17 protein-coding genes and 3 tRNA genes are annotated in these 24,484 nt (G+C 56.8%); 13 read left to right on the top strand and 7 right to left on the bottom strand.

The window, feature by feature from the left end; translation table 11 throughout:
• Positions 1 to 30: 30 nt before the first annotated feature.
• Positions 31 to 2,472, bottom strand: a complete 2,442-nt coding sequence (locus WMQ00_RS07060) for a choice-of-anchor M domain-containing protein (RefSeq protein ID WP_316331096.1) — start codon at positions 2,470 to 2,472, stop codon at positions 31 to 33.
• A 232-nt stretch (positions 2,473 to 2,704) separates the two neighbouring features.
• On the opposite strand from WMQ00_RS07060, the gene gltX reads away from it, so the two are divergent.
• From gltX to WMQ00_RS07080, 4 genes are all read left to right on the top strand, one after another.
• A complete protein-coding gene (gene gltX / locus WMQ00_RS07065; RefSeq protein ID WP_316331106.1) occupies positions 2,705 to 4,198 on the top strand; it encodes a glutamate--tRNA ligase in 1,494 nt (497 codons plus the stop codon).
• A 246-nt stretch (positions 4,199 to 4,444) separates the two neighbouring features.
• Positions 4,445 to 4,516, top strand: a tRNA-Gln gene (locus WMQ00_RS07070).
• A gap of 38 nt (positions 4,517 to 4,554) precedes the next feature.
• Positions 4,555 to 4,627 (top strand) — tRNA-Glu (locus WMQ00_RS07075).
• 691 nt (positions 4,628 to 5,318) lie between these two features.
• Positions 5,319 to 5,394 (top strand) — tRNA-Glu (locus tag WMQ00_RS07080).
• A 288-nt stretch (positions 5,395 to 5,682) separates the two neighbouring features.
• On the opposite strand, the gene WMQ00_RS07085 is transcribed toward WMQ00_RS07080, so the two are convergent.
• The 4 genes from WMQ00_RS07085 to WMQ00_RS07100 form a co-directional block, all read right to left on the bottom strand.
• Positions 5,683 to 7,890 carry a YhgE/Pip domain-containing protein gene (locus tag WMQ00_RS07085; RefSeq protein WP_340440822.1) on the bottom strand — a complete coding sequence of 736 codons (2,208 nt, stop codon included), beginning with the start codon at positions 7,888 to 7,890 and terminating at the stop codon, positions 5,683 to 5,685.
• 3 nt (positions 7,891 to 7,893) lie between these two features.
• Complete coding sequence (locus WMQ00_RS07090) at positions 7,894 to 10,545, bottom strand: YhgE/Pip family protein (protein ID WP_239208448.1); 2,652 nt, start codon at positions 10,543 to 10,545, stop codon at positions 7,894 to 7,896.
• A 216-nt stretch (positions 10,546 to 10,761) separates the two neighbouring features.
• Positions 10,762 to 11,055 carry a hypothetical protein gene (locus WMQ00_RS07095; protein WP_023021683.1) on the bottom strand — a complete coding sequence of 98 codons (294 nt, stop codon included), beginning with the start codon at positions 11,053 to 11,055 and terminating at the stop codon, positions 10,762 to 10,764.
• Positions 11,056 to 11,245: 190 nt separating this feature from the next.
• Complete coding sequence (locus tag WMQ00_RS07100) at positions 11,246 to 11,929, bottom strand: IclR family transcriptional regulator (protein WP_034656457.1); 684 nt, start codon at positions 11,927 to 11,929, stop codon at positions 11,246 to 11,248.
• 52 nt (positions 11,930 to 11,981) lie between these two features.
• Between WMQ00_RS07100 and leuC the strand changes: the two genes are divergently transcribed.
• From leuC to WMQ00_RS07115, 3 genes are all read left to right on the top strand, one after another.
• A complete protein-coding gene (gene leuC, locus WMQ00_RS07105; protein WP_340440823.1) occupies positions 11,982 to 13,403 on the top strand; it encodes a 3-isopropylmalate dehydratase large subunit in 1,422 nt (473 codons plus the stop codon).
• Between the two features lie 21 nt (positions 13,404 to 13,424).
• Positions 13,425 to 14,015: a 3-isopropylmalate dehydratase small subunit gene (leuD, locus tag WMQ00_RS07110; RefSeq protein WP_023021680.1), complete on the top strand. Its 591-nt coding sequence runs from the start codon at positions 13,425 to 13,427 to the stop codon at positions 14,013 to 14,015.
• Positions 14,016 to 14,216: 201 nt separating this feature from the next.
• Entirely contained in the window at positions 14,217 to 15,095 is an 879-nt protein-coding gene (locus tag WMQ00_RS07115; protein WP_023021679.1) for a hypothetical protein, read from the top strand.
• Between the two features lie 104 nt (positions 15,096 to 15,199).
• Here the strand turns inward: WMQ00_RS07115 and WMQ00_RS07120 are convergent, their stop codons facing one another.
• Positions 15,200 to 16,198 carry an NUDIX hydrolase gene (locus tag WMQ00_RS07120; protein WP_023021678.1) on the bottom strand — a complete coding sequence of 333 codons (999 nt, stop codon included), beginning with the start codon at positions 16,196 to 16,198 and terminating at the stop codon, positions 15,200 to 15,202.
• Positions 16,199 to 16,360: 162 nt separating this feature from the next.
• On the opposite strand from WMQ00_RS07120, the gene WMQ00_RS07125 reads away from it, so the two are divergent.
• The gene (locus WMQ00_RS07125; RefSeq protein ID WP_340440824.1) at positions 16,361 to 17,359 is read left to right on the top strand and encodes an NAD(P)H-dependent glycerol-3-phosphate dehydrogenase; all 999 of its coding nucleotides are present in this window, start codon (positions 16,361 to 16,363) and stop codon (positions 17,357 to 17,359) included.
• 22 nt (positions 17,360 to 17,381) lie between these two features.
• Positions 17,382 to 18,443 carry a D-alanine--D-alanine ligase family protein gene (locus WMQ00_RS07130; RefSeq protein ID WP_023021676.1) on the top strand — a complete coding sequence of 354 codons (1,062 nt, stop codon included), beginning with the start codon at positions 17,382 to 17,384 and terminating at the stop codon, positions 18,441 to 18,443.
• A 14-nt stretch (positions 18,444 to 18,457) separates the two neighbouring features.
• Here the strand turns inward: WMQ00_RS07130 and WMQ00_RS07135 are convergent, their stop codons facing one another.
• Positions 18,458 to 19,357 (bottom strand): DUF3515 domain-containing protein, encoded by a 900-nt coding sequence (locus WMQ00_RS07135; RefSeq protein WP_301716143.1) that lies wholly within the window; start codon positions 19,355 to 19,357, stop codon positions 18,458 to 18,460.
• Here WMQ00_RS07135 and WMQ00_RS07140 point away from each other — a divergent pair.
• The 4 genes from WMQ00_RS07140 to WMQ00_RS07155 are packed head-to-tail and all read left to right on the top strand — an operon-like array spanning position 19,305 to position 24,472.
• Positions 19,305 to 20,342, top strand: a complete 1,038-nt coding sequence (locus WMQ00_RS07140) for a thiamine-phosphate kinase (protein WP_086588490.1) — start codon at positions 19,305 to 19,307, stop codon at positions 20,340 to 20,342. The two genes, WMQ00_RS07135 and WMQ00_RS07140, sit on opposite strands and share 53 nt — an antisense overlap.
• Positions 20,343 to 20,344: 2 nt before the next feature.
• Positions 20,345 to 20,983: a uracil-DNA glycosylase gene (locus WMQ00_RS07145; RefSeq protein WP_023021673.1), complete on the top strand. Its 639-nt coding sequence runs from the start codon at positions 20,345 to 20,347 to the stop codon at positions 20,981 to 20,983.
• Positions 20,984 to 20,993: 10 nt separating this feature from the next.
• Positions 20,994 to 22,337: a DAK2 domain-containing protein gene (locus WMQ00_RS07150; protein WP_316331089.1), complete on the top strand. Its 1,344-nt coding sequence runs from the start codon at positions 20,994 to 20,996 to the stop codon at positions 22,335 to 22,337.
• Between the two features lie 2 nt (positions 22,338 to 22,339).
• Positions 22,340 to 24,472 carry an ATP-dependent DNA helicase RecG gene (locus WMQ00_RS07155; protein WP_248098850.1) on the top strand — a complete coding sequence of 711 codons (2,133 nt, stop codon included), beginning with the start codon at positions 22,340 to 22,342 and terminating at the stop codon, positions 24,470 to 24,472.
• Positions 24,473 to 24,484: the final 12 nt, after the last annotated feature.

Here is a 24,484-nt window from a genome sequence, read left to right on the forward strand (position 1 = left end):
TTCCCGTCTAATTGGTGGGGTAGAAGAGGCTTAGAAGTTGAGGCCGAAGCGCTTGCGGATGAGGTCCTCGTTATCGCGGAAGAAGTTATAAAAGGCCTTGAAAATCACCACGAGGACCGCTGGTAGGACCAAACTCCACGGGCTAAACGAGGAGCCTGTAGGCTCTTCTGGCCGGCCGGGGTGGGCTGGTGTATCCGGGGTATCTGGGGTGGACGGTTGCGTGGAAGGCTCCTGGGAAGGCTCCGCAGAAGGCTTATCCGTTGGACTCTCGCTGGGCTTTCCGCTCCCGGCCGTACCCGGCGCGCGGAAGGAACAGGAATCCAATGTCTTATCGCCTACGGCAAAGGTGAGGGTTTGGGGCGCGGACTTTAGCTCCTTGCCGTCTGAGCCCGTGGCCGTATAGGTAGCCTCAAACGTGTACAAGCCAGGCTTGGAAAAGGCCCAGTGCGTATGGGTATGAGCCGGAAAGTTGGTTTCGATGGTGTAGTCCTTAGCCGCAGAATTGGCGAGGACCGAAAAGCCCTTGCCATGGGAGCCATCGATAAATGCGCCCCACTCGGCACCGTCCGGCGTGGAGGTGGGCTTCAAGTTGAGGTTGACGGCATTGTTCTTGGTTGAGGAATAATCCAGGTCCTGGGTGTTATAGCCGGGCCAAATTATGTTTTGATCCTGGGTTTGCGGCAGGTGATAGAAGCGCTCACCGGGCTTTCCTAGGAAATCGAACTCCTTGCCTGCGAGCTTCTTATTGCGCGGGGTGAGCGCATTATCGTGTACGCCGAGTACAACGTCATCGAGTTTGCGGTCAACAGACTTCTTGTCCACCTGTGCCGTGTCATCGCGCAGAACCGTTGCGAAGCCTCCCTCGGCAGGCTGGGCCTTGATGTCTACATGACCACGGTCTAGTAGGTACTTGTCGCTGCATTGTGCATTGCCGGCTTGCGGTTCTTCGGTGCCTGGCTGCGGCGCGGAAGACGGAGTGTCTTCCTTGCCTGGGGTAGCCTCCGGTTCCTCATTGGAAGTGGAGAACTTCCCACTGACTTCATAGTTTTCACCAAAAGCAAAAGACTCGGTAATAACGCTGCTAGCGTGTCCGGCCTTCACTGTGGAATGGGGGAAGAGGTTAACCTTGGCAAAATAGCCGTCGAAGTACTCGCCCTCATCAAAGGCGACCTCGCCGTGGCCGTTAGTAATAGGGGTTTCCAGATCCACGGTGGGGTATTTCGCCCCTTTGGTGTCATAGAGCCCGCCGGTGAGTAGGCCGTTGAAGTTTTTATCGTCGGTATCCACCACGATCTTGGTGCCACCATTGCCCTGCTTGCGCATGCGGATGGTGTAGCCGAGCTCTTTTAGCTCGGTTTCCTCGGTGGGGGCCAGCTGGCGCGGCTGGGAGGTTTCCTGCCACGTATCAGCGGCGGTAGAAGAATCGGTGTGGCTGGATTTGCCGGGTTGGAAGTCAAGGGGTTGGGATATCCAGCGTGGGGCATCGCCCTCTGGGGTGAAGACGGCCTGTACCTGGGACGGGTCGGGGCCCATATATTCGTCCCACTGAGCATGTCCGTCCTTAACGGGAAGGTCGGTGAGGAAGTAGCCGTCGATAAGCAGAGTGAGGGTGCCTTGTGCCTTGTTCTTGGCGTCGAAGGAAATGGTGGTGAGTTTGTCGTCACCGTCTTTTTCGGGATTGGACTTGGGGGCCATGCGCAGGCTGTAGCCTGCAGCAGCGGCGTTGCCGGCCGCGGACTGGGCGAAGCGCTCCTTGAGGCTCGGCGTTTTTTCCTCTTTGGGCTTTTGTCCGCCTACTTGGATGGTGGTGGTCTGTGGCTCATTGGCTATGAGCTGGCCGCCCTTTCCGCGCGCACTGGTGCGGTAGGTCAGTCGGTATCGTCCGGGCTTGGTAAACAGAGTGGAGTTGTGCGTATGCGTGCCGGCAACAATGTAGGCAGAGTGCGGCGAATCCGGGAAGGAACCGAGCATGCGGTGCAGCTGGGTGCCGTCCTCATCATCTTTATTGGTAAAAAGCTCTACCTCGCCGGGGCCATCGACGCTGAGCAAATCAAGGAACGCGACCCCGTCACGGAATTTGTCCGTGGGCAAGGAGGTATCGGCGCCAAAGCCCAGCCAAATGGGTGAAGTATTGCCGGATACTTGGTGCGGCGCTGTGTAGTAGGTTGTACCAGGTGCCCCAATGTAGTCTTGGGTCCCGTTTGCCGGAAGCGTATAGAGATACTGGTTGCTGTTATCCGTGGCGCTGTAGCCCTTGCCCACCCAGGCAACGGTGTCGGCTATCGGGGGCTCTTGACCGCCAAACTCGGATTTCAGGACGAAATCGTTGTTCTCCCAGAAAGACTTGGGGGAGTCAACGTGGGTATTGGTAGCGATGTGCTTGCCATCATCCGGGCCCGCGACAGCCGTGGCGGGAGTGATTAGCGCCAACGTGCTCAGCGTGGCAAGGAAACGGGTGCGTGGGGAAGCCACAGTTGGGAAGGCCTTTCTACAGTTCTCACAAGTTCACCAGAAACTATAGAAAATGATTCCCATAACCTGTTAGCCCTAATGGAAGTCAGTTTCATTGACCTGTGGTTTTGTAGTGAAACCTGTTTCCAATTACCCCAATTTGCGTGTAGGAATAAACTGCAAACCGCTACGCGCCGGGCAGGTTTCAGGGGCGCCTGGGCTGGTGCGGACTGGAATCGGCGGCTCCACTACGATGGTGGGCATGACTGAAGTACGCGTTAGATTCTGTCCATCCCCAACCGGCACACCGCACGTAGGCATGGTGCGCACCGCACTATTCAACTGGGCCTACGCCCGTCATACCGGCGGAAAGCTGGTATTTCGCATCGAGGACACCGATGCCGCCCGTGACTCTGAAGAGTCCTACCAGGCCATCATTGATTCCCTGACCTGGCTCGGGCTGGGCTGGGATGAGGGCATCAATGTTGGTGGCCCGCACGAGCCTTACCGTCAGTCCCAGCGCATGGACATCTACAAGGAAGTCCTAGACAAGCTCATCGAAGGTGGCTTTGTCTACCCGGCATATTCCACCGCCCAAGAGGTAGAGGAGCGCCACAAGGCGGCTGGCCGTGACCCGAAGTTGGGCTATGACAACTTTGACCGTGATCTCACCCAGGAGCAGATCGACGCTTTTGAGGCCGAAGGCCGCAAGCCGGTGTGGCGCCTACGCATGCCGGATCAGGACTGGACCTGGACTGACTTGGTCCGCGGGGAAATGACCTTCAAGTCTGAAACCCAGCCGGATTACGTGGTTGCTCGTTCCAACGGTGCGCCGCTCTACACCCTGGTTAACCCGGTGGATGATGCCCTAATGCGCATCACCCATGTGCTGCGCGGTGAAGATCTGCTGTCTTCTACTCCCCGGCAGCTCGCGCTTTACGACGCCCTGCAGAAGATCGGCATTGCCGAGTTCACTCCAGAGTTTGGTCACCTACCGTTCGTGATGGGCGAGGGTAATAAGAAGCTCTCTAAGCGTGATCCGCAGTCCAACCTGTTCAACCACCGTGATAATGGCATTATCCCGGAGGGCATGCTTAACTATCTTTCCCTGCTAGGGTGGTCGCTGTCTGCAGACCAGGATATTTTCAGCATGGAAGATTTGGTGAAGAACTTTGATGTCCACGATGTGCTGGGGAATCCGGCCCGCTTTGATCAGAAGAAGCTCGAGGCTATCAATGCCGACCATATCCGCCAGCTGGAACCAGAAGAGTTTGCCTTCCGTCTGCGCAACTACCTGACGGAATACACCGACTTCCCGGCCGACTATGACGGCGAGAAATTTGCCTTCGCGGCAGATCTGGTACAGACCCGTATCAAGACGCTTTCCGATGCTTATGGCCTCATGAGCTTCTTGGTTACCCCAGATGCGGAACTTCAACTCGATGAGAAGGCAGCGAGGAAGAACCTCAAGGAAGAGGCCGTGCAGCCTCTGGAGGTAGGTATTGAAACCCTCGAAGGCGTTGCCGAGTGGAAGACCGAGAATATCGAGGCGGCCCTTTCCCAGGCGCTTATTGAAGACCTAGAGCTGAAGCCTCGTAAGGCTTATGGTGCGCTGCGCGTAGCTATTTCTGGTGCCCAGGTTTCCCCACCGCTCTTTGAGTCCATGGAGCTGCTGGGTAAGGAATCTACCTTGGCCCGCCTGCGTGCCGCACGCGAGGTGACTCCCTACGTCCCGGCGGCGCAGTAGGTAACGCTGCGGCAAGCGCTGCAGTCAACGCTGGGATTAAGAACTCCTCTCGCGTTAGCGCGGTGGATGACGGCTGAACTACAGCACTGTCATTCACCGCATTTTTAATGCCGCCTTTATGGGCTGAAAAAGCGTTATGCGCTGGCGATTTGGCAGTTTACGCGAAGATCATTATAGTTATTACACGTTGCAGCGAGCAAGGGAGAACGGCTGAAAGGCAGTTAGCTTCCCTAGCGAGTCAGCAAATGGCCTATGGTGTAATTGGCAACACAGCGGTTTCTGGTACCGCCATTCTAGGTTCGAGTCCTGGTAGGCCAGCAGTGAAAATGCTTTAATGGCAGGCTCACTAGTTCTATGCCCCGTTCGTCTAGCGGCCTAGGACGCCGGCCTCTCACGCCGGTAACACGGGTTCAAATCCCGTACGGGGTACAAAGACCTCCAGCTTAGTGCTGGAGGATTTTTCATATCCGAGGCGGTATCTTATCGGGGCTTAAAGGGGGGAGGTATCGATTGTGAGGTGTCGTCTAAAGGCCACGTGGAGATGTGGTCAAGCATGGGGGACTGGTTATAACCTAACCCCGGACCATTGGTAGCTTTCGCGCAGGCAGCGACGCGCCGCCGATAAGACCAGGGTTAAGACCACCGCGAAGTTGTGCAAACCCCTTCCAGTCCTGCAAGTACAGGCATAGACTGCAAGTACAGCAGAAAACAGACAGAAAGGAGAGCGGGTGACAGAAATCGAAACGCACCACAGCGAAGGCGCACAGGCCGAAAGCATAGCCAGGTAGTAACGCTATAATCCACAACTTCCTTCCCACCAACATTTGTACGAAGTATAGGAGCCTGCAGTATATGCACTTCGACGCACAGCGCCATCCCGAGTCCTACTAGCACAGCGTTCTCGGCCACGGACTATCCACAGATTGCATGCGGAATAACCACTGATTCGATCCGCACCTCGGCCATGAAGAAACCTCACTGCAGTAGAAGACTCGGGACCCTTTTCGTTTTCCTAGCCTCCGCCCTCAAAACCGCCCCTAAGCGTGCGATTTGTGCTCAGTTAACCCATCGTTTACTCTTAACGAGTCCGCAACGCACAGTGTGTGCTTGCTGCGAACGCGCCCCGTTCGTCTAGCGGCCTAGGACGCCGGCCTCTCACGCCGGTAACACGGGTTCAAATCCCGTACGGGGTACCAATAGCAAGCTGCGAGCTTAATGGCTCGCAGCTTTTTGTTTTTAGTTCCAGACGCATTTTTTGCGGTTGGTGGCCCATAAATCTCTCGGCCCTCAGGCACCTGTATTCTTCAATTCTCGCTCGATTCTCGTCGAGCGCCCTAAACAGTGCAGCAGGCGGCGTTGCACCTCCCTACAGTGAGTTCTGAGTGGTCAGCTGCGCCCTGCGCTAGACCGCAGCAAGAAAGAAGCCCAACGGGCCGTGAAACGGCTCGCTGGGCTGTGTAGAGGAGGGCGTCGCCAAGCGCTGGCTATGCCATCACCTTTGTCTTCTTAATCGCCTTTTGTAGGCGCTTATGATAGGCGTCCATGGCGCGGCGGATAAGGAGTCCGACGACCAATGCCGGGATGGTAAACAACAGCAGCATGCCCAGCTCACGCCAAATATCGCCATGGTAGATGCCCGCGATGGCGCTGCGGAAGGCATCGATAGCATAAGTAGCTGGCAACCAAGGGCTCACGTTCTGGAACCATTCAGGCAGCAATGGCAACGGGTAGGCGCCGCCGGAACCAGACACTTGTATCACAAGCAGCAATACCGCCAAGGCCTTGCCGGCACTATCGAGTGTGATGACCAGTGAGTAAATGATCAACATGAATACCAGCGAAACTACCCATGCTGCGAACATGAGCATGAATGGATGTGCAGGCTCGATTTGGACGAAGAAAATGAGGCTAAGCACCACCAAGGTGGCTTGAGCCAGACCGACCAACGCAAGCGTGGCAAAGCGACCGAAGAATGCCTGGCCACGGGTGAAATCGCTTTCGTCGTACTTTCCGTTCTCGTCTTTTCGCAAGTACTTGCGCTCGGCGTTGGTATGGACCAGCACGCACGCCAAGAGGGCACCTACCCACAGCGACAAGGTGAGGTAGAACGGTGTCATGCCTACGCCGAAGGCGGCCACAGGATAGACCGGTTCACGGTCCACAGCCACAGGAGCAGCAATGCGGGAGGCGAGCAGCTCTGGGTCAGAGCCAACGATATCGGCCAGTTTGCTTAGGTCGCCGCCATGGCGAACCTCGTCGATCTTGCGTCCCATGTCCGCGAAACGGCCGCTTTGCTCCCGCAGGGTGTCAGCGAGGCCAGCAGTAGTATCGCGGGCGCGGGCCAGGCTTTGTTGTGGTGACTCGTTATTGCGAGAAACCGAGTCGCGAATACCAGCTATGTCCTGCTTAACAGCATCAATATCGCCGGCCACCACAGAGACGCTTTGGTTGAGCTGATCCAGCTGGGGCTTGAGGTTCTCGTTATAGGAAGTGCGCGCCTTCTCTGCGGCGTGCTTCGCATTGGCGATGGCATCCTTGGTGCGCTGGCGCGATTCTTGCGAGGTACCACGGCCCTGCTCAATATCATCGGCGGTCGAAACCAACGAATCATGTAGCGCGTTGCTCTGGGCGATAGAAGCATCAATCTGGCCCATCAACGCCTTATAGCCGCCAGCGACTGGAGCCGGCAGCGCCGCTTTATCGGCTTGCTCCTTGATGGAAGCGCGTACGCCCTCAAAGGCGCTCGTTTGCTCATCTACACGTTCAGCTGCGCTGCGGTAGGTCTGCGCCGTTTGTGCGGTGGCGTTACTTGCGTTATTGAGCAACTCATCCACCTGGGCAGAAAGCGCATCGTAGCTTTGTGTTGTAGCCGCCAAGGAAGCGTCTAGTGAACCTGCAGAGTCATTGAGGGTGGAGCGCAGAATGTCGATGGGGTTCTCGCCTTGGGCATTGTCCGTCTCCGTGGCCTGGCGGCCGGCCTCGGCGAGGATATTATCCGCTGCCTGCGTAAGCGGGAGGGTGGAATCGACAAGATTGCTTAGGGCACCTACAGTGCCTGAAGCCGCATCGAGGCGAGTGCTGACGTTATTGATGCGGTTGTGAAGGTTATTGAGTGCCGTCTGGGTGTCGTCCTCGTTGAGGTATTTATCTAAATCGGATACGACGCCGAGACCAACGTTAGATACCACGCGGGTGAAGGACTCGTCGATTTTTTGAATGACGCCGTCCGCACTCTTTTGTGTGATGTTGGTAGACAGCGCGTTCTTCTTCTCATTGGTATAGAGATTGAGCTTGCTGGGCTCGGTTCCTTCTACATAAAAGGTAAGCAGATCTGCGCTGAAGTCCTTTGGCAGGACGATGCCAGCATAGTATTCACCGGATTTTGTTCCCTCGACCGCATCGGCGCTGTCGGTAATGACCCAATCAATATCGTGATTGCGGCTGAGCTGCGAGAGCACCTCATCGCCCAAATTAAGCTTCAATGAGGCTAGGTCGCTTTCGTGTCCCTCATCTTCGCTGGCAACAGCAATCTTGAGCTGGTTGGTATTGGCAAAAGGATCCCAGCTGGCCAGCACGTTGAAGGAGGTAAAAAGCAACGGAATGATAGCAAGACCGAAGATAATGACTGCGGTCATTACATTGGTGCGAATGGCGTGGAGGTCATCGCGGAGGATGGTCAGAATGTTTTTCATGACTTACTCGCCGCCCTTTCCGGAGTCATCGCCTTCAACGGCGGGTATTTCTTTGGTCTCGGTGGTATCAGCAGGTGCGGATTCCTCGTCCAAATCTTCCAGGAGGTAGCGGTTTGGATGTTCCTGCTGGTGCTCGAGGTGCTCCTGGATTTCCTCGTCGCTAAGATCCGCCAGGCGGTTATCATGTGCGATGCTCTGCTTGACGTACTCGAGGGAACAGATAACACCCACCGCGATGAGCGTAACCAGGCAGGCCAGGCCGAAGATGATGGCCTTTTCTCCAGGGTTAATGCGTGAGTAGATACCCAAAGCGACAACCAGCGCCAGGCCCACCGCCACGGTGATTTTCATCAACTGAGAGTAGTTCCTGCGCGCCATGCCCCACTTATTCTCAAGGCTTTGTTGATAAGCCTCGCGGTCGTTCAAGGCATAGAGGAGATCGGTGAAACGGTAGCGGCTTCCTACAAGGTGGACCTGTTCATTGATAACCAATCCACCCTTGCGCAGTTCGTCGTTGACCAACATATTGACGTTGGACAAGCCACGGCGCATCACCGAACCGATGAGGTAAGCAATCGCCGCCATGCCGATGAGGGCGCAGAGATCACGTGCGTAATGGTTACCGTAGAAACCTCCGACGGTTTCTCGCATGGCGTCAATGCCGTAGGTAAAGGGGAGGAACGGGTGTACCGCACGGAAGAAATCTGGCGTCATCTCAATCGGGTAGAGGCCGGAAGCGCCAGGAATCTGGATGAAGGCAAAGACCACCGCGATGCCTCGGCCCACGTGGCCAAACGTAGACACCAAGCTATAGGTAATGCTCAGATAGCACAGGCCGACGATGACTGCGGTACCGACATAAGCCACTGCATTGGCATGCTCCACTCCAATGGCAAGGTTGCCGATGGACACGATGAGCGCCTGGGCGATGGCAAAGAAGGAGAGTAGAAGGAAGCGGGCAAGGTACGCCTTGGTGATGGTGAGGTTCTTGCGGCCCTGCGGGTCTACCTCAGCGCGGAAGATGATGAGCAGCATGAAAGCGCCGATCCACAACGTGAGGTTGATAAATAGGGAGGACATGCCCGAGCCATAGTGCTTCACCGGGAAGACGGCGTGGCTTTCCATCTCCGCAGGGGAGGCAAGGAAGGAGGAAACCTCGTCGGTATTGAGGCCCTTGACTGACTGCAGGATGGAATTGTTATTGGCGGTATTACTCAACGCCAGCACATCGCTGCGGGAGGCCCGGAGTCCCTGTTCAATGCCATCGAGGTCTACAGAAAAGCGCTCGACCACCTGTTGGGCTTGGTTGAGCTGCTTGTCGACGCCGCCTAAGAGCCCATCGGTCTGGCCCACCAGTGCCTTTTGGCTTTCGAGCGAGGCGGAAAGTTTTCCGGTGGTAGCTGTGACGTCGGAAAGCGCGGCATTGAGCTTGGGCAAGCCTTCGGCCACATTATCGCGCAGCGCGTGGGAGTCATCGCGCGTTTGGGCAGCCATCTTATCCAGCAAGCTCGTTGTCTTATTGAGCGAATCGATGGTGTCGTTGGTATCGCCGTTGAGAGAGTCCAGGTCACCGAGGACGGCGCGGTTCTGATTATTGCGTTCACGCAAATCTCCCACCTGATCTTTAATCTGCTGGGAAACCTGCGGGGGCAGGGCTGGAGATGAGGCGAGCTTATCGAGCTGGTCAATAGCCCGATCCGCTTCACCAACGATGCCTGCTGCGCCAGCAGAAGCGGCATCGACGCGAGTGAGGGCACCGCGTAGCTTGCCAGATACCGAGCCCACGGTAGCGTTGGCAGAAGCAGTGCCGTCTGCCAACGCGGTCGTTCCTTCCACATAAGCGGCCGTGGCGTCATCGGAGAAAGAAGTGACCTCGCGCTGGACCTCAGCGGTAATGGAATTAACTTCGTTCAACGCGGCCTGCGCGTCATCGACGGTCTGTTGGACCGTACCGAGTGATTCGCGGGCTTGCGCGATAGTCGGGCGTGCGTCATCGATGGTGGCGTGAACGTCGGCCAACTGGCTGCGCGAGTTGGCTACAGTGTCTGCGGTTTCCGAAAAAGAATCCGCGGTATCGCCCGCGGAACGGTTAATCTTCTGGCTTAAATCACCACCGGAATTTTTAAGCTCCGTCGCCACTGAATCTGCCACCTGCTCATTGAAAGTAGTGCTAATAGTGGTATCCAGAGTCGAAGCGCCGGTATCAGTAATCTTCGGCGCGATTGCATTGAGCTTTTCGTTAACGTGGTATTCGAGCGTGGGCTGAGAATACGTACCTTTAAACAGGCTGACGAAATCGGCCGAGAAGTCCTCGGGCACTATTACCGAGGCGAACACGTCGCCCTTCTTAACGGCGTCCTCGGCTTCTTGCCTGTCCATGAATTGCCAGCCAAGCCTGTCGTTATCATGCAGCTTGTCAATCATTTGTCCGCCGACGTCTAAGTGGCCGGTCATCTCCGAGGTGGCGCCCTTGTCCTCATTTACAACGGCGACCTTGAGGTGTTCTGTGTTTCCGTAGGGATCCCAGAAACCGGAGATGTTTACCCAGGAATACAGGGCTGGGGTGATCATCAAACCAATAAGGATCACCCAGACCTGCGGGGTCCGCCACAAGCGGACAAAATCTTGGAGAAAAATCTTCCAACTAGTAATCACTCGAAGAACCGTAGCACCCAACCGGAAAGAACTAATAGTCTGACTGTCAGTTTTAACAGAAATGAGAGAGTGTGTCCTGTCGAGCTCGCAGATATGTTTCTGGTGTGAATTTCGGGGCGCTCTTTAGCGGAAGGGTAGACATAGAAATGGCCGCCGGGACCCACAAGGTGAAGGGCCGAGGCGGCGCATAATGAGGGGCTAAGCCCCGAGCTGCAACTAGTGCTCGTCGTAGTGATCGCCGTGTGCGGCGTGGCGGTGGCCGTCGTGCAGATAGTCCACATGGTCGCCGTGCGGGATAGCTACGTGGCCGCAGCCTTCACCATGAGTGTGGTCGGTGTGAGCCTCGGCTTCTACGTGCTCGGTGGTCTCGCACTCGTCCCAGTGGCCATCGTGCTCACGGTGGATATGACCTTCGTGGAGGTAGTCGGTGTGGTCGCCGTGTGGGAAGGATACGTGGCCGCAATCGGTGCCGTGGGTGTGGGTGTGGTTCTCGTGGGTGGTGTGGGTCATGATGACTGGTCCTTTCTGGCGGGGATTAGTCCCCGTTGTTTTCAACGTATTTTCATTAAATCGTATTTTCAGTTTGGTTTCAATAGCTGGCGGCGAGTTTCCTCAAATTTTTTTTAAATGAGTAGAAAAAGGCATTGCCCGTCTCTGCAAGGATTGGGCAGAGACGGGCATGGTGGGGGCGAGGGGAAGCTTAAAGCTGGCTGCTCAATTCGCGAGCGGCTGCCGTGAGGGTATCCGCGTACTTTTGGGCGGGTGATGGCTGGAAGCGCTCGACAGATCCGGAAATGGACAAGACTGCCAGGAAAGTTCCGGCTTCGTCGAAAACCGGTGCAGAAATAGAGGCTAGCCCGGCTTCGCGTTCTTCAATGGACTCCGAATACCCTTGGCTCCTTGCCGCTTCGATGTCCTGGAGAGTAAACGAGGCGTCTTCGATATTGACCTCTACATAGGCGGCAATGATGCGCGCTGCGGATCCGGAGCTAAGTGGTAGCTGGCGTCCGACGGGGACGACATTATGAAGGCCAGACTCGGGTTCCCTAGTGGCAATACAGGTGCGGGTATTTCCAGTGACCTCGTAAAGCTGGATGGACTCGCCGGTGTCTTCGCGCAGCTTCTCCATAATTGGACCCGCCACTTCCAGTAGGTGGTCACGGTTGCCAGGGAGGGCTGGACCGGCCTTCCACTTTCCTTCGGGGGTGCGAACGAGGATGCGGTGCGCTTCCAGTGCGGTGGCTAGCCGGTGTGCCGTCGCCCGAGGTAGGCCCGTGGTTTCACATAGTTCGTTGAGGGTGGAGGGGTGGTTGGCGGCGGCCATCATGATGGCCATTGCTCGATCCAACACTTTAATTCCGGAAACTGCGCTATACTCTCCCATACAATGAAATCTACGTCCCAAATTATGAGATTTCAAGTGTGGAGAGATGTTTATGAACCAGAAGCTGACATTGGCGGAAAAAGTGTGGCGCGATCACGTCGTCCAACCCGGTGATGCTGGGGCACCAGACCTCATCTTTATTGACTTTCAGCTACTACATGAAGTTACCAGTCCACAGGCCTTTGATGGTCTGCGGCTGGCTGGGCGCACACTGCGCCACCCTGAACTGTACTTGGCAACCGAGGACCATAACGTTCCCACGCAAGGCATTAAGTCTGGCAACCTCTTGGAAATCAAGGATGAGGTTTCTCGCACCCAGGTATCGACCCTGCGTAAGAACTGCGAGGAATTTGGTGTGCGCTTGCATTCCATGGGAGATGCACAGCAAGGCATTGTCCATACAGTTGGCCCACAATTGGGTATCACCCAGCCAGGTATGACCATTGTCTGCGGCGACTCGCATACCTCCACCCATGGTGCCTTTGGCTCAATCGCAATGGGCATCGGCACCTCTGAGGTGGAGCACGTCATGGCCACGCAGACGCTTTCCTTGAAGCCTTTTAAAACGATGGCGATTGAGGTGACGGGCGAATTACAAGAGGGAGTCTCCGCCAAAGATCTCATCCTGGCCATAATCGCCAAAATCGGTACCGGCGGCGGACAAGGTCACATCATTGAGTACCGTGGTGAGGCGATCCGCAGGATGTCCATGGAAGAGCGCATGACTATCTGCAATATGTCTATTGAGGCAGGAGCCCGCGCCGGCATGGTCGCCCCAGATGAGACCACCTTTGAATATGTGAAGGGACGCGAGTTTGCTCCCAGCGGGGCGGACTGGGACGCTGCGGTTGACTATTGGAAGACGCTTCCCACCGACGAGGGGGCGGAATTCGATACCGTCGTTGAGATTGATGGTTCTGCCTTGACCCCGTTTGTTACGTGGGGAACCAATCCTGGACAAGGTCTGCCATTAGGGGAGAGTGTTCCAGATCCAGAAGACTGCGGTGACGACAATGAAAAGGCCACTGTAGAAAAGGCCCTCCAATATATGGACCTGCAGCCGGGGACTCCGCTGCGCGATATCAAAATAGATACCGTATTCGTCGGCTCATGCACCAACGCTCGCATTGAAGATTTGCGCGCCGCTGCCGGTGTGGTCAAGGGCCGCACCATCGCCGAAGATACGCGGATGCTGGTAGTGCCGTCTTCAGCAGCTGTCAAGGCCCAAGCAGAGGAAGAAGGCTTAGATGAGATCTTCCGCCAGTTTGGAGCCGAATGGCGTACCGCTGGTTGCTCGATGTGCCTAGGAATGAATCCAGACCAACTAGCGGCGGGAGAGCGCTCAGCTTCAACCTCTAACCGCAACTTCGAAGGCCGACAAGGCCCAGGTGGGCGCACACACCTAGTCTCGCCCCAGGTGGCTGCCGCTACAGCCGTGACCGGATACCTGTCTAGTCCTGCTGACCTGAATTAAGCGCTTAGAAAGGCATTGATAATGGAGAAATTTATAACCCATACCGGAACTGGCGTACCGCTGCGCGTTACTAACGTGGATACTGATCAAATCATTCCGGCGCGCTACCTGAAGTCGGTTAAGCGTACAGGCTTTTCTGAAGGGCTGTTTTCTAATTGGCGCCCCGAAGAAAGCTTCGTGCTTAACCAAGAGCAATTTAAAAATGGGTCGGTGCTTTTTGCAGGAAGAGACTTTGGCACCGGTTCCTCCCGGGAACATGCAGTATGGGCGTTGAGTGAATACGGGTTCCGTGCCGTGTTTTCTTCCCGCTTTGCAGATATCTTCCGCGGTAACGCAGGAAAGTCCGGCCTTCTTACCGGTTTGATGGAACAAGAGGACATCGAGCTTATCTGGAAGCAGCTGGAGTCAGGAGAAACCCAGGTCACCGTTGACTTGGAGGCGCGAACGGTCACGGTGGGAGAAAATACCTACCGCTTTGATATCGATGACTACACCCGTTGGCGGTTGATGGAGGGACTCGATGACATTGGTATCACCCTCCGTAACGAGGACGATATTGCTGACTATGAAAAGCGACGCCCCGGCTTTAAGCCCTCTGTTATCGCCCCATAAATGGGAGCGCGGTTGGGGATGAACTTGCGCCAACACCCCTACAGTCCTTTTTAAAGAAGGGGCGGTGGGGGTGCCGTGCGTTTGGGTATGAGTCTTGAGTACAAACCTTGGGGGAGCCGTGGGGGTACAGATTGGTAACGTAAGGGTAACAATCGCCAGCTCCAGTTTCCTGTAACAGGGTATGCCCCTAGCTTTAGAACTATGAGCAATCCCTATTCGAATAATGATTCCTTTAATTCAGGAAACAATGGTCCAGGTACTCCCGGACCTGCCAGTGAATCTGCGCCGTACGGAAACGGCGCGAACGGCCAACCAGGCTACGGGCAGCAGTACGGTCAGCAACAGTTCGGGCAACCCGGATACGCCGGAAGCACCGACCACGGAGAAGATTCCCTTTTTGGTCGTGACGTAGACGCCATTCAGGTACTCGCGGATAGCTTCCGCTACTTCGGCCGCGGTTGGGCGCAGTGGATTTTCGGTCCACTGGTGCAGATCGTAATTGTCTCCATTCTCTATTTGCTGTTGACCCTCGTCCTAGCAGGCAGCGGTACATCCATTGATGCCCTAGCCAATAGAGGCTCGGGTTCCGATGCCGCACTTACTGGTGGGTTAATTGCGGTAATGCTCTTAGCTATTATCGCCATGTTCCTAGTGTTTATTTGGTCCATTAGCACCTGGTACAAGGCTGCTAATAAACAGGTTGATACCGGGATGCTGGAGATAAAGGACTTTCTGAGCTTTAAAAATGTCGCCGGTCTCATGGCGGTGAATGTGCTTTCGTGGCTGGTTATTTCCCTGGGCTTCGTTCTCCTGATTATTCCGGGACTCTTCGCCGCCTTCTTCTTTACTTGGATGCCGGCTGTTAAGGCCGTACGTCCTGAGCTATCCGTTGGCGAGACCTTTGGGGCTTCCATCGAGGTAGCGAAGAAGAATGTCGGAGTGACCATCTTGGTAGTCGTCCTGAGTGCCGTCCTGTACGCAGTGTTGAGCTTTACCCTAGTCGGCATGTTTGTGTACCCAGCACTGAACACCCTCATTTTGGTCCTCTTCGTCCGTCGCACGCTCGGCTTGCGCGGTTAGAAAACCCCGCAGCCGCACGATAGTTGCGCAAATAAGGCCCTGCTCGTCCACCGCATGAGATGGAAGGCAGGGCCTTAATTGTTGGTCGGCGAGGAACCAGGAAACTAGCGCACCGGCAGTGGGCTAGCCAGATAATCGGCGCCGGTGAGCTCGCCATTGTTGAAAGACAAGACCCACACAGAAGCCTTCTTAAACTTCAGCTTGTCCACCGGCTTTTTCAGGAACTTTGGGGCGAGGTCCTCGATGATGCCGGGGATGGTGCCGCCTTGGCTGACAATAACGGGCACCCCGCCTTCGTTTACCACGCGGTGGAAGGCTTTCTTGGCCGCTTCTGGGTCGTTTTCCCAAGCCTCGTCGCCAAAGTTCTTATTGATGGAGATGTCCTTGCCCAGTTCGTCGGCAAGCGGGGCAGCTGTCTGCTGGCAACGTTGGGGCAGCGCAGAGTAAATGGCAGTGGGCTGATAAGCGCTGAGCATCGGGACCAGCATTTCCGCTTGGCGACGCCCCTTCTTATCAAGCGGCCGCAGGTTATCATCGCCTTCCCAGCTGCCGCTTTCATGCGCGCGTGCGTGGCGCACATAAAGCACGCGGGTAGCGGGCGCGATGCGTAGGCGCTTAGCCGCCTTGGCCACTACCGCGGTATCAACGTCGTAGGACAAAAGGTCTTGCGCCTCGTCGATGGGCAGCCACCGTAGCTCATCGGTTTCACTATTGGCGGAATAGGTTCCGCCCAGGTACTTGGCCACCCAGTAGTAGACCACCTTAGTGCGGCCCTGGACTGGGTACGTTACCTTGCCGATGAGCTTGCCTAGCCGGACGCTGAATCCGGTCTCTTCCAGGATTTCCCTGGCTGCGGTGGTAGGAAGAGACTCGCCGGGATCCACCTTGCCCTTGGGCAGGGACCAATCATCGTAATGGGGGCGGTGGATGAGCGCGATTTCTGGGTCCTGCGGGGACCCGCGCCAGATTACGGCGCCGGCGGCAAGGGTAGTTCGGTGGAATTCCTTGGCAGGGTCCACCGGGATTTCTTGATGGCGACCGGAGATAAATTCCTCGTGCTGTTGATCCTTGTCGGTTTCGTGCATCTTTTTAATATTGGGCATCGTCTGCCTCCACGGGGCCTTTCCACAGTAATCGGGTTTATAGGAACAACGTCTAAGGGACCATTGTCCCACGGGTTAGGCGCGGTGTGCATCCCTGCCACACGGTCGGACAGACATGCTTTAAGGTTGGGGTTATAGATTCGCACATTTGGAGGAAACACCATGGTTAACGTTGCTGTGATGGGTGCTGGTTCTTGGGGAACTACCTTGGCTAAGGTCTTTGCGGATGCCGGAAATGATGTCCGCCTGTGGGCGCGCCGCGCGGAATTGGCGCAGGCCATCAACGAGACCCACACCAATCCGGACTACTTGCCGGATACCCGCCTACCGGCGGCTGTGCGGGCGACTCATGATGAAGTGGAAGCATTGTCATGTGCCGAGGTCGTCGTATTCGGCGTTCCCTCCCAAACCTTGCGCGGCAACGTGGAAAAGTGGGCCCCGCATCTGCCTCAAAACGCGACCTTGGTCTCCATTTCCAAGGGTGTGGAGACCACCACGCTCAAGCGCATGAGCGAGGTCATCATGGATGCGGCGGGAGTGCCAGCAGACCGCGTGGCGGTACTTTCTGGCCCGAACCTGGCTAAAGAGATTGCCGCAGGCCAAGTGGCCGCCACAGTAATCGCCTGCCCAGATGAGGAACGCGCAAAGCGCGTCCAGGCGGCGGTGGCCGCGCCGTACTTGCGCCCGTATACCAACACCGATGTTATTGGTGCGGAAATCGGCGGCGCCTGCAAAAACGTCATCGCATTAGCCTGCGGTATAGCCTCTGGCAAGGGATTAGGCAATAACACCATGGCCACCATCATTACCCGCGGTTTGGCAGAAATTACCCGCCTCGGAGTGGAGTTGGGGGCGGATCCATTTACCTTCTCCGGCTTGGCTGGCTTGGGTGACTTGGTGGCAACATGTACCTCGACATTGTCGCGCAACCGTACTTTTGGCTATCGCCTAGGCCAAGGCGGCACCATTGAAGAGGCCAAGGCCGCCGCCAACGGGCAGGTTGCGGAGGGCGTCTACTCCTGTGATTCTATCTACCGCCTAGCCCAGCAGGCAGACGTAGAGATGCCGATTACCCACGCGGTTTATGGTGTCTGCTACGAGGGCATGGCGGTGGAAGATATGATCATCGCTCTGATGGGTCGGTCCAAGAAGTCGGAGTAGGTCAAGGGTAAAATCTGCGGGCATGACTGAAAAGACCCGCGTGGCCGTTATCTATGGCGGCCGTAGCACCGAGCACTCCGTATCCTGCGTCTCTGCAGGTGCGATCATGAATCACCTCGATCCTGAAAAATTCGAGGTGGTGCCTATCGGCATCACCCGCGAGGGCACGTGGACGCCCGGCACCACTGAGGGACTAGAGATTGTCAATGGTGTCATGCCAGAAGTCAGGCGAGGTGCGGAACTAACGCTTTCCCTGGATCCTAATGCCAGGGGCCAGTTCCATAACGTCACCGATGGCACGCTCTTTGCTGAGGTTGATGTGGTATTTCCCATCCTGCACGGGCCCTTTGGTGAAGACGGCACCGTCCAAGGTCTCTTTGAGCTCTCCGGCCTGCCCTATGTCGGGCCGGGCGTATTGGCTTCCTCGGTGGGCATGGATAAGGAATTTACCAAAAAGGTGCTGGCAGCGGCAGGCCTGCCCGTAGCGCCCGAGGTCATTCTGAAGGGTCGTACCGAGCTCAGCGAGGAAGAAAAGCAGCATCTAGGGTTGCCCGTCTTTGTAAAGCCCGCCCGTGGCGGATCATCAATCGGCGTATCCAAGGTGAATAGCTGGGAAGAATTCCCCGCAGCCGTTGACCTTGCTCTAGAAGACGACGAGAAAATCCTGGTGGAGCCAGAAATCGTAGGCCAAGAGGTAGAAATCGGTGTTTTGCACTATGCCGACGGCACACTGTTGGCGTCTGTTCCAGCACTGCTGGCGGGCATTGATGATTCTGACGAGGGCTTTTATGGCTTTGACACAAAGTACCTCGATAATGTGGTTACCGCGGAAATCCCTGCGCCCTTCACGCCTGAGTTGACCGAGAAGCTGCGCGACATGGCTGTTCGCGCATTCGAGGCCCTAAATTGTGAGGGCCTATCCCGGGTGGATTTCTTCGTTACCGAAGATTCCGTGTACATCAATGAAATCAATACTCTGCCGGGCTTTACCCCGATTTCGATGTATCCCCAGGTGCTCGCCGCTTCGGGTGTGGAGTACCCCGCTTTGCTTGAGGCTCTCATTGAGCAGGCGCTAGCAAAGTAGGGACGGAGTACTTTCTACTTTTCAGCGGTGTGCTTGGCAAGCACACCGCCAATCTCCACCAGTGCCGCTTGCGCGGCATCCTGTGGGGCGTGCAGTGCTAGGTAGTTGTCGCGGCCCAGGGCGAACCACGTGCCGGCTGTGGTGCCATGGGCCAAGGTGGTGTCCTCGAACCACGGAATCTCGTTGACTTGCTGCAGCTTGACCCCAGCACGATAGTTTTCGGGCTTGGCCACACCGCAACGGGCCACGATGTCTTCGCGGCCATCGGCGCTCCACACAAAGGTATTCTTCTCCGCAACCTCGCGGCGGTGGTAGCCTTCGGCCACCGAATCAGGCAGGGCCTTTTCTATATCGGCGCACCTTTGGTCATCGCCCGCCTTGAGCTCCTTGAGTGGAGCCTTATGAGCGGGGGCAGGCTTTTCTTTGAGTGCTGAGAGGGCGTCGTTAAGCTCGCCCGGCTCGGCGTCGGTGGGGGCAGTAACGGCGACGATAGGGAAGCGCTGCGCCGCATACCAGGTGGTTAGGTTGGATCCCGGCGTGGCATCGCGCACCTTGTACCACTTTTCTCCCTCTAGGTCTTGGGTCTGGGCATACTCGGTGTACTGGAAAGGCATGTCCACGCCGCAGCGCACGGTGACCTTATCCTCAGAGTTAGCTGCCCATGCAGCGACACCGGAGGGCACAGGCTCGGCAATGTCTGCGCGCGGCTTATCCATGACCTTATCCGGCAGGGCGTCGATAAAGCTATGGCAGGCTTGTGAATCTGCTTCCTTGGATTCCACGGGGGAGACCGCCACGGGTGCTTTGGCGATGTTATTGAATACGTACTTTGCGCCGAAGAGGACCGCCAGAACCATCACTATGGACAACCCAAGTGAAATGAAGATCGCGGTGCGGTTAAATTGGGATGTCATAAGGGCTCATAGTATCGAAAGGACGCTGGTGAACTTAACTCAGACTCTCGCAGAGGTGGGAGAACGCAACGCCATTCGGGAAATTACCTCTGTGGCCTCGAGCAGGCTCAACGGAGATGACGCGGCGGTATTGCCTAGCGCACCACCGAATTCCCGCACCGTGGCAGCCACGGATTTGATGGTGGAGGGGCGTCATTTCCTGCGCGAGTGGTCTACCCCGCGCGAGATTGGTAAGAAAGCTATCTTGCGCAACTTCGCCGATGTTGAAGCCATGGGGGCGCGACCCGTTGCTGCCCTTTTAGCCATCGCCGCGCCAGGTGATACCCCAGTGTCCTTCGTGCGGGGCATCGCTGAGGGCATTGCGGAGCATAGCTCTTTCTATAATGCCGAGTTGGTGGGCGGTGACCTCACGAAGTCTGATCTTTTGGTCATCAACATTTCGGCCGTGGGTTTCCTCGGCGGCAGCCTTCCTGCCCTGACCTTGGACGGTGCGCGGGCAGGCCAGCACGTGGTAGCGCATGGCAAGATTGGCCACTCGGCCGCCGGCTTGGCCTTGTTAGAGCGCTTCGGCCGACAGCTCCCCGCTGGGTACGAGCACCTCCAGCCGCTTATTGACGCCCATTGCGCACCCTGGCTCAATCCCGGCCGCGGTGTCATTGCCCGCGCCGCTGGGGTTACCGCCATGACGGATAACTCCGACGGCTTGATCCAAGACTGCACCACGATGTCTGAACACTCTTGCGTGCATATGGATTTGGATCCGCAGGCTTTGCAGCCGGAAGATTTGCTGTGCCAGGCCGCAGACCTTGTGGACCGTGACCCGTGGGAATGGGTGCTAAGCGGCGGTGAAGACCACACATTAATAGGCACGACCGCGAAAGACACCCCCTCCGGATTCCGGAAAATTGGCACCGTAACTCGGGGCTGCGGGGTTACGGTGGGAGGAAAGACACCGAGCTATCAGAAAGGCTGGCGAAGCTTTTAAATATGCACCCCACCTATCACCCTTCATGGGAGCCGGTGCTGGCGCCGGTAATAGAAGAGCAATGGCCACGGATTTCTCACGCCCTTGAGGGCCAGGAATATCTGCCCCCAGCTGAGGATGTTTGTCGCGCGCTGCGCATGCCACTGGATGAGGTCCGTGTGCTCATCGTGGGCCAAGACCCGTATCCCACCCCAGGGCATGCCATGGGCATGGCCTTTTCTACTCGCCCCGGCGTGAAGCCCCCGCGTTCTTTGGTCAATATTTACCGTGAACTTCACGATGATGTGGGGATCAACGGCCGAGAGGACGGCGATTTGAGTGCTTGGGCTGACCAAGGCGTATTGCTACTTAACAGGGTGCTGACCGTAGCCCCAGGCCAAGCAGGCTCGCACCGTCGCATCGGATGGGAAGAAATCACCGAGGCTGCCATCCGCGCGCTCAACCGCAGCCCCATGGTGGCGATCCTCTGGGGCCGCGATGCGCAAGCGTGTGAGCGCTTTCTTCCCGACGTCCCGTGCATCAAGTCTCCACACCCCTCACCGCTTTCTGCCAGCCGTGGCTTTTTCGGTTCTAGGCCCTTTTCCCGGGCAAACGCCCTTTTGCGGGACCAAGGCGCGCAGGAAATAGACTGGCGCTTGTAAACTATTGCGCATGTCATATCCCAGCACGCTGGATTCCTGCGGTCTGCGCAATTGGGCTACCCGCGCCGTGGGGGAATTAGCCCATCGCCGCGAGGAAATTAACGCCCTCAATGTGTTTCCCGTACCGGATTCGGATACTGGTTCAAATATGGCGCACACCATGGAAGCAGCGGTTGCGGAGCTCGACAAAGGTGGCGATGTAGCTGATTCCCTCGCGTGTGGGGCGGTGCGTGGGGCACGCGGAAATTCGGGCATGGTGTTGTCTCAGGTTCTGCGCGGCGTAGCGGAGTCCACGGTGGACTCAGTTATTGACGGCTCCGTTTTTGCCCGTTCTTTGCAGCAGGCCGTGGAGTTGGTGGACCTAGCCATCGCCGAGCCAGTGGAAGGCACGGTTATTACGGTTTTGCGTGCAGCAGCGGAAGCCGCCGACGACTCCGCGGCGCGTCCTGGCGCGACCTTGCACGGCATCGTCAGCGGCGCAATCTCGGCCGCTCGGACTGCTCTAGAGCGCACCCCATCGCAATTGCCAGCCCTGCAGGAGGCTGGAGTAGTGGATGCTGGCGGAGCCGGCCTCGTGATTCTCTTAGAGTCCCTTCTCGCGGAGATTGAGGGCTCTACTGGGCATGCAGGTCTACCCGCCCCAGAGGAGGTCACCGTGCTGGAAGTGGTCTTTTTCTATGAAGGAGATATCGACGCGCTGCAGGCGGCAATTGCACCGATGGGAGATAGCTTGGTCATCGCTCGCGCTACCGAGGACAGCGCTAATGTGCATATCCACTCTCCGCAGGCGGGCGCCGTCATTGAAACCGCCTTTGCTAAAGGAAAGGTGACCAACTTGCACCTTGAGGTGCTGCCGGCTCCCACCGAACCCGCCGCCGAAGAACCAGTTGCTCGCCGAGTATACGCAGCCGCGCCGGCCGGGCCTATTACCGATCTTTTGGAATCTGCGGGCGTTACCGTTGTGCCACCGGAAAAACCCATTGCGGCCGAAGATGAGGACATTGTCCTAGTTACGGGGCTGAGTTCGCAGACTGGTGCCGGGCGAGTAGTGCCTGCACAGTCGCTAGTTGCTGCCTTGGCCGCTATCTCTGTCAATGAACCTAATAACCCAGATACGGGTGCTGTGGTCGCTGCTATGCGCGATGCAGCCAATTCCATGCGCGTAGCTCATCCCAGCCAGGAAACCCTTGCGTCAATCAGCGCCACCTGTCGCGATCTCTTGGCAGAAGGCGGGGAGCAGGTCACCATCTTAAGTGCCCTTGACGTAGATGAGGAGGATTTGGGCCAACAGCTACATGTGGATGTGGTGGCGCTTAACGTTCCGGATATTGCAACCGAAATCGGAGTGGAGTAGCAATGCTCGGCTGGCAGGACAACCGACCGTTGACGGAGGTTCTTGCGGCGAAAGACGCCGCGAAGATTACCAAGGCGTTGGGGTATGAGACCTGCGGTGAGCTTTTGGCTCACTATCCGCGAGACTATATTCGCCACAACAAGGACGTTGGCCTAGGAGACGCTGCGGAGGGCGATATCGTCACCGTTACTGGGACTATTACCGGCTTCAACCGGCATGACAGGGGCAAGACCACCATCATCAATGTGCAGCTCGATGACAGCATTATGGCGACTTTTTTCAATGCCAATTACGTCATGCGCATGCTGCATCGCGGACAGCGCGTCATGATGAGCGGCAAGCTCAAATTCTTCCGCAACCAACCGCAGCTGCAACAGCCAGACTTTGTGGAAATCGATGCGTTCGGCCGTCCCGATGGTGAAGTGGATGGCTACCGCCAGCCGGCGGCCGAATCTGGAAAGAAGAATCGGCCCAAGGCCACCGGCTCATTGCGGAACCTCTCACAGTTTGGGAGGCTCGACCAGCTCCTTTTGGAACGAGAATGGATCCCGGTGTACCCAGCCACGTCCAAGGTGACCTCCTGGTACATCATGGGGGCTATTCACTACGTCCTATCAAAGACCCCGCCCATCGAAGAGCCACTGGATTATCAAATGATAATCAGCCTGGATAAAGCGGTGCGGGAAATTCACGAGCCTGGTAAGGCAGGGCCTTATCGTGCTATCCAAAGGCTTAAATATAACGAGGCTTTGTCAATTGGCTTGGTGATGGCATTGCGCCAGCGCGATGCGGAAGCTCGAACCGCTCCGACCATGCCGGCAACCTTAGGCGGCTTCCGCGAAGAACTGCTAAGCCATTTGCCTTTCGAGCTCACCCAAGGGCAGCGGCGTGTTATCAGTGAGATTGAAGATGACCTAGCCCGCCCATTGCCCATGATGCGTTTGCTGCAAGGCGAGGTCGGCTCGGGCAAAACCATGGTGGCTACCTGCGCTATGCTGCAGGCTGTTGACGCAGGAACTCAAGCGGCGTTGCTAGCGCCTACTGAGGTGCTGGCTTCCCAGCACGCTGCCTCCATCGGAACCGCAGTTCCTGAAGGCGTCACGGTGGTACTTCTCACCGGCTCGATGCGCACTGCGGATAAACGGCAGGCATTGCTGGATATCGTTTCCGGAGATGCGGACATCATTATTGGAACCCATGCCATCATCCAAGACACAGTGGAGTTCTTCAACCTTGGACTAGTGGTAGTAGATGAGCAGCACCGGTTCGGCGTAGAGCAGCGCGATAGCCTGAGACTGAAGGCTAACGAGGGACTAAGTCCCCACGTACTGGTGATGACGGCTACGCCGATTCCTCGCACCATCGCGATGACCGTCTTCGGCGACCTTGCCGTATCGACCCTTACTGAGCTGCCTGGTGGCCGCAAACCTATTCAGTCAGCGGTGGTAGCTGAGTGGCGCCCTACCTGGGTATTACGCGCCCTCGAGCGGATTCGCGAGGAAGTGGCCCACGGCCACCAAGCCTATATCGTCTGCCCGCGCATTGAGGGAAAAGGCGGAGTGCTAGAGCTTGCGGAGCAGCTAGAAAACGGGCCGTTTAAGGGGCTGCGCATAGCAATCTTGCATGGAAAGATGCCTAATAAAGACGAGGTTATGACGTCATTTGCTAGGGGAGAAATCGATGTCTTGGTCTCTACCACGGTCATCGAGGTGGGTGTGGATGTTCCCAATGCCACGGTGATGCTCATCCGTGAGGCCGAGCATTTCGGCGTCTCCCAGTTGCACCAGCTGCGTGGGCGTGTGGGACGAGGCGGCAATGCCTCTATCTGTCTTCTGCACACTATGGCAGGCGATAACACTCCGTCCTTCCGCCGCATCAATCAGATTGCCCAAACCTCGTCCGGATTTGAGCTGGCCGAGCTCGACTTGCGTCAGCGCCAAGAGGGAGACATTTTGGGCACCATGCAGTCCGGAACACACCGTACGCTGCGGCTATTAAATCTGGCGGATGACCAAGACATTGTGGAACGCACCCATACGGATGCCCGCGCAATGGTGATGCGCAATCCCGAGTTGGCCGAGGAACTCACGCGCAACTTGAGTGAAAGCGAACAGGAATACTTGGAGAAGAACTAAGACAGGTTAACC

Source organism: Corynebacterium sp. KPL2825, from assembly GCF_037908445.1.
Taxonomy (GTDB): Bacteria; Actinomycetota; Actinomycetes; order Mycobacteriales; family Mycobacteriaceae; genus Corynebacterium; species Corynebacterium kefirresidentii.

Bases quoted from the DNA above. Each gene is read 5' to 3' on its own strand.
- WMQ00_RS07140 (WP_086588490.1), top strand. From the start codon at position 19,305: ATGGACAACCCAAGTGAAATGAAGATCGCGGTGCGGTTAAATTGGGAT.
- WMQ00_RS07145 (WP_023021673.1), top strand. From the start codon at position 20,345: ATGCACCCCACCTATCACCCTTCATGGGAGCCGGTGCTGGCGCCGGTA.
- WMQ00_RS07125 (WP_340440824.1), top strand. From the start codon at position 16,361: ATGGTTAACGTTGCTGTGATGGGTGCTGGTTCTTGGGGAACTACCTTG.
- WMQ00_RS07155 (WP_248098850.1), top strand. From the start codon at position 22,340: ATGCTCGGCTGGCAGGACAACCGACCGTTGACGGAGGTTCTTGCGGCG.
- WMQ00_RS07115 (WP_023021679.1), top strand. From the start codon at position 14,217: ATGAGCAATCCCTATTCGAATAATGATTCCTTTAATTCAGGAAACAAT.
- WMQ00_RS07085 (WP_340440822.1), bottom strand. From the start codon at position 7,890: ATGAAAAACATTCTGACCATCCTCCGCGATGACCTCCACGCCATTCGC.
- WMQ00_RS07095 (WP_023021683.1), bottom strand. From the start codon at position 11,055: ATGACCCACACCACCCACGAGAACCACACCCACACCCACGGCACCGAT.
- WMQ00_RS07135 (WP_301716143.1), bottom strand. From the start codon at position 19,357: ATGACATCCCAATTTAACCGCACCGCGATCTTCATTTCACTTGGGTTG.
- leuD (WP_023021680.1), top strand. From the start codon at position 13,425: ATGGAGAAATTTATAACCCATACCGGAACTGGCGTACCGCTGCGCGTT.
- WMQ00_RS07130 (WP_023021676.1), top strand. From the start codon at position 17,382: ATGACTGAAAAGACCCGCGTGGCCGTTATCTATGGCGGCCGTAGCACC.
- gltX (WP_316331106.1), top strand. From the start codon at position 2,705: ATGGTGGGCATGACTGAAGTACGCGTTAGATTCTGTCCATCCCCAACC.
- leuC (WP_340440823.1), top strand. From the start codon at position 11,982: ATGAACCAGAAGCTGACATTGGCGGAAAAAGTGTGGCGCGATCACGTC.
- WMQ00_RS07120 (WP_023021678.1), bottom strand. From the start codon at position 16,198: ATGCCCAATATTAAAAAGATGCACGAAACCGACAAGGATCAACAGCAC.
- WMQ00_RS07100 (WP_034656457.1), bottom strand. From the start codon at position 11,929: ATGGGAGAGTATAGCGCAGTTTCCGGAATTAAAGTGTTGGATCGAGCA.
- WMQ00_RS07150 (WP_316331089.1), top strand. From the start codon at position 20,994: ATGTCATATCCCAGCACGCTGGATTCCTGCGGTCTGCGCAATTGGGCT.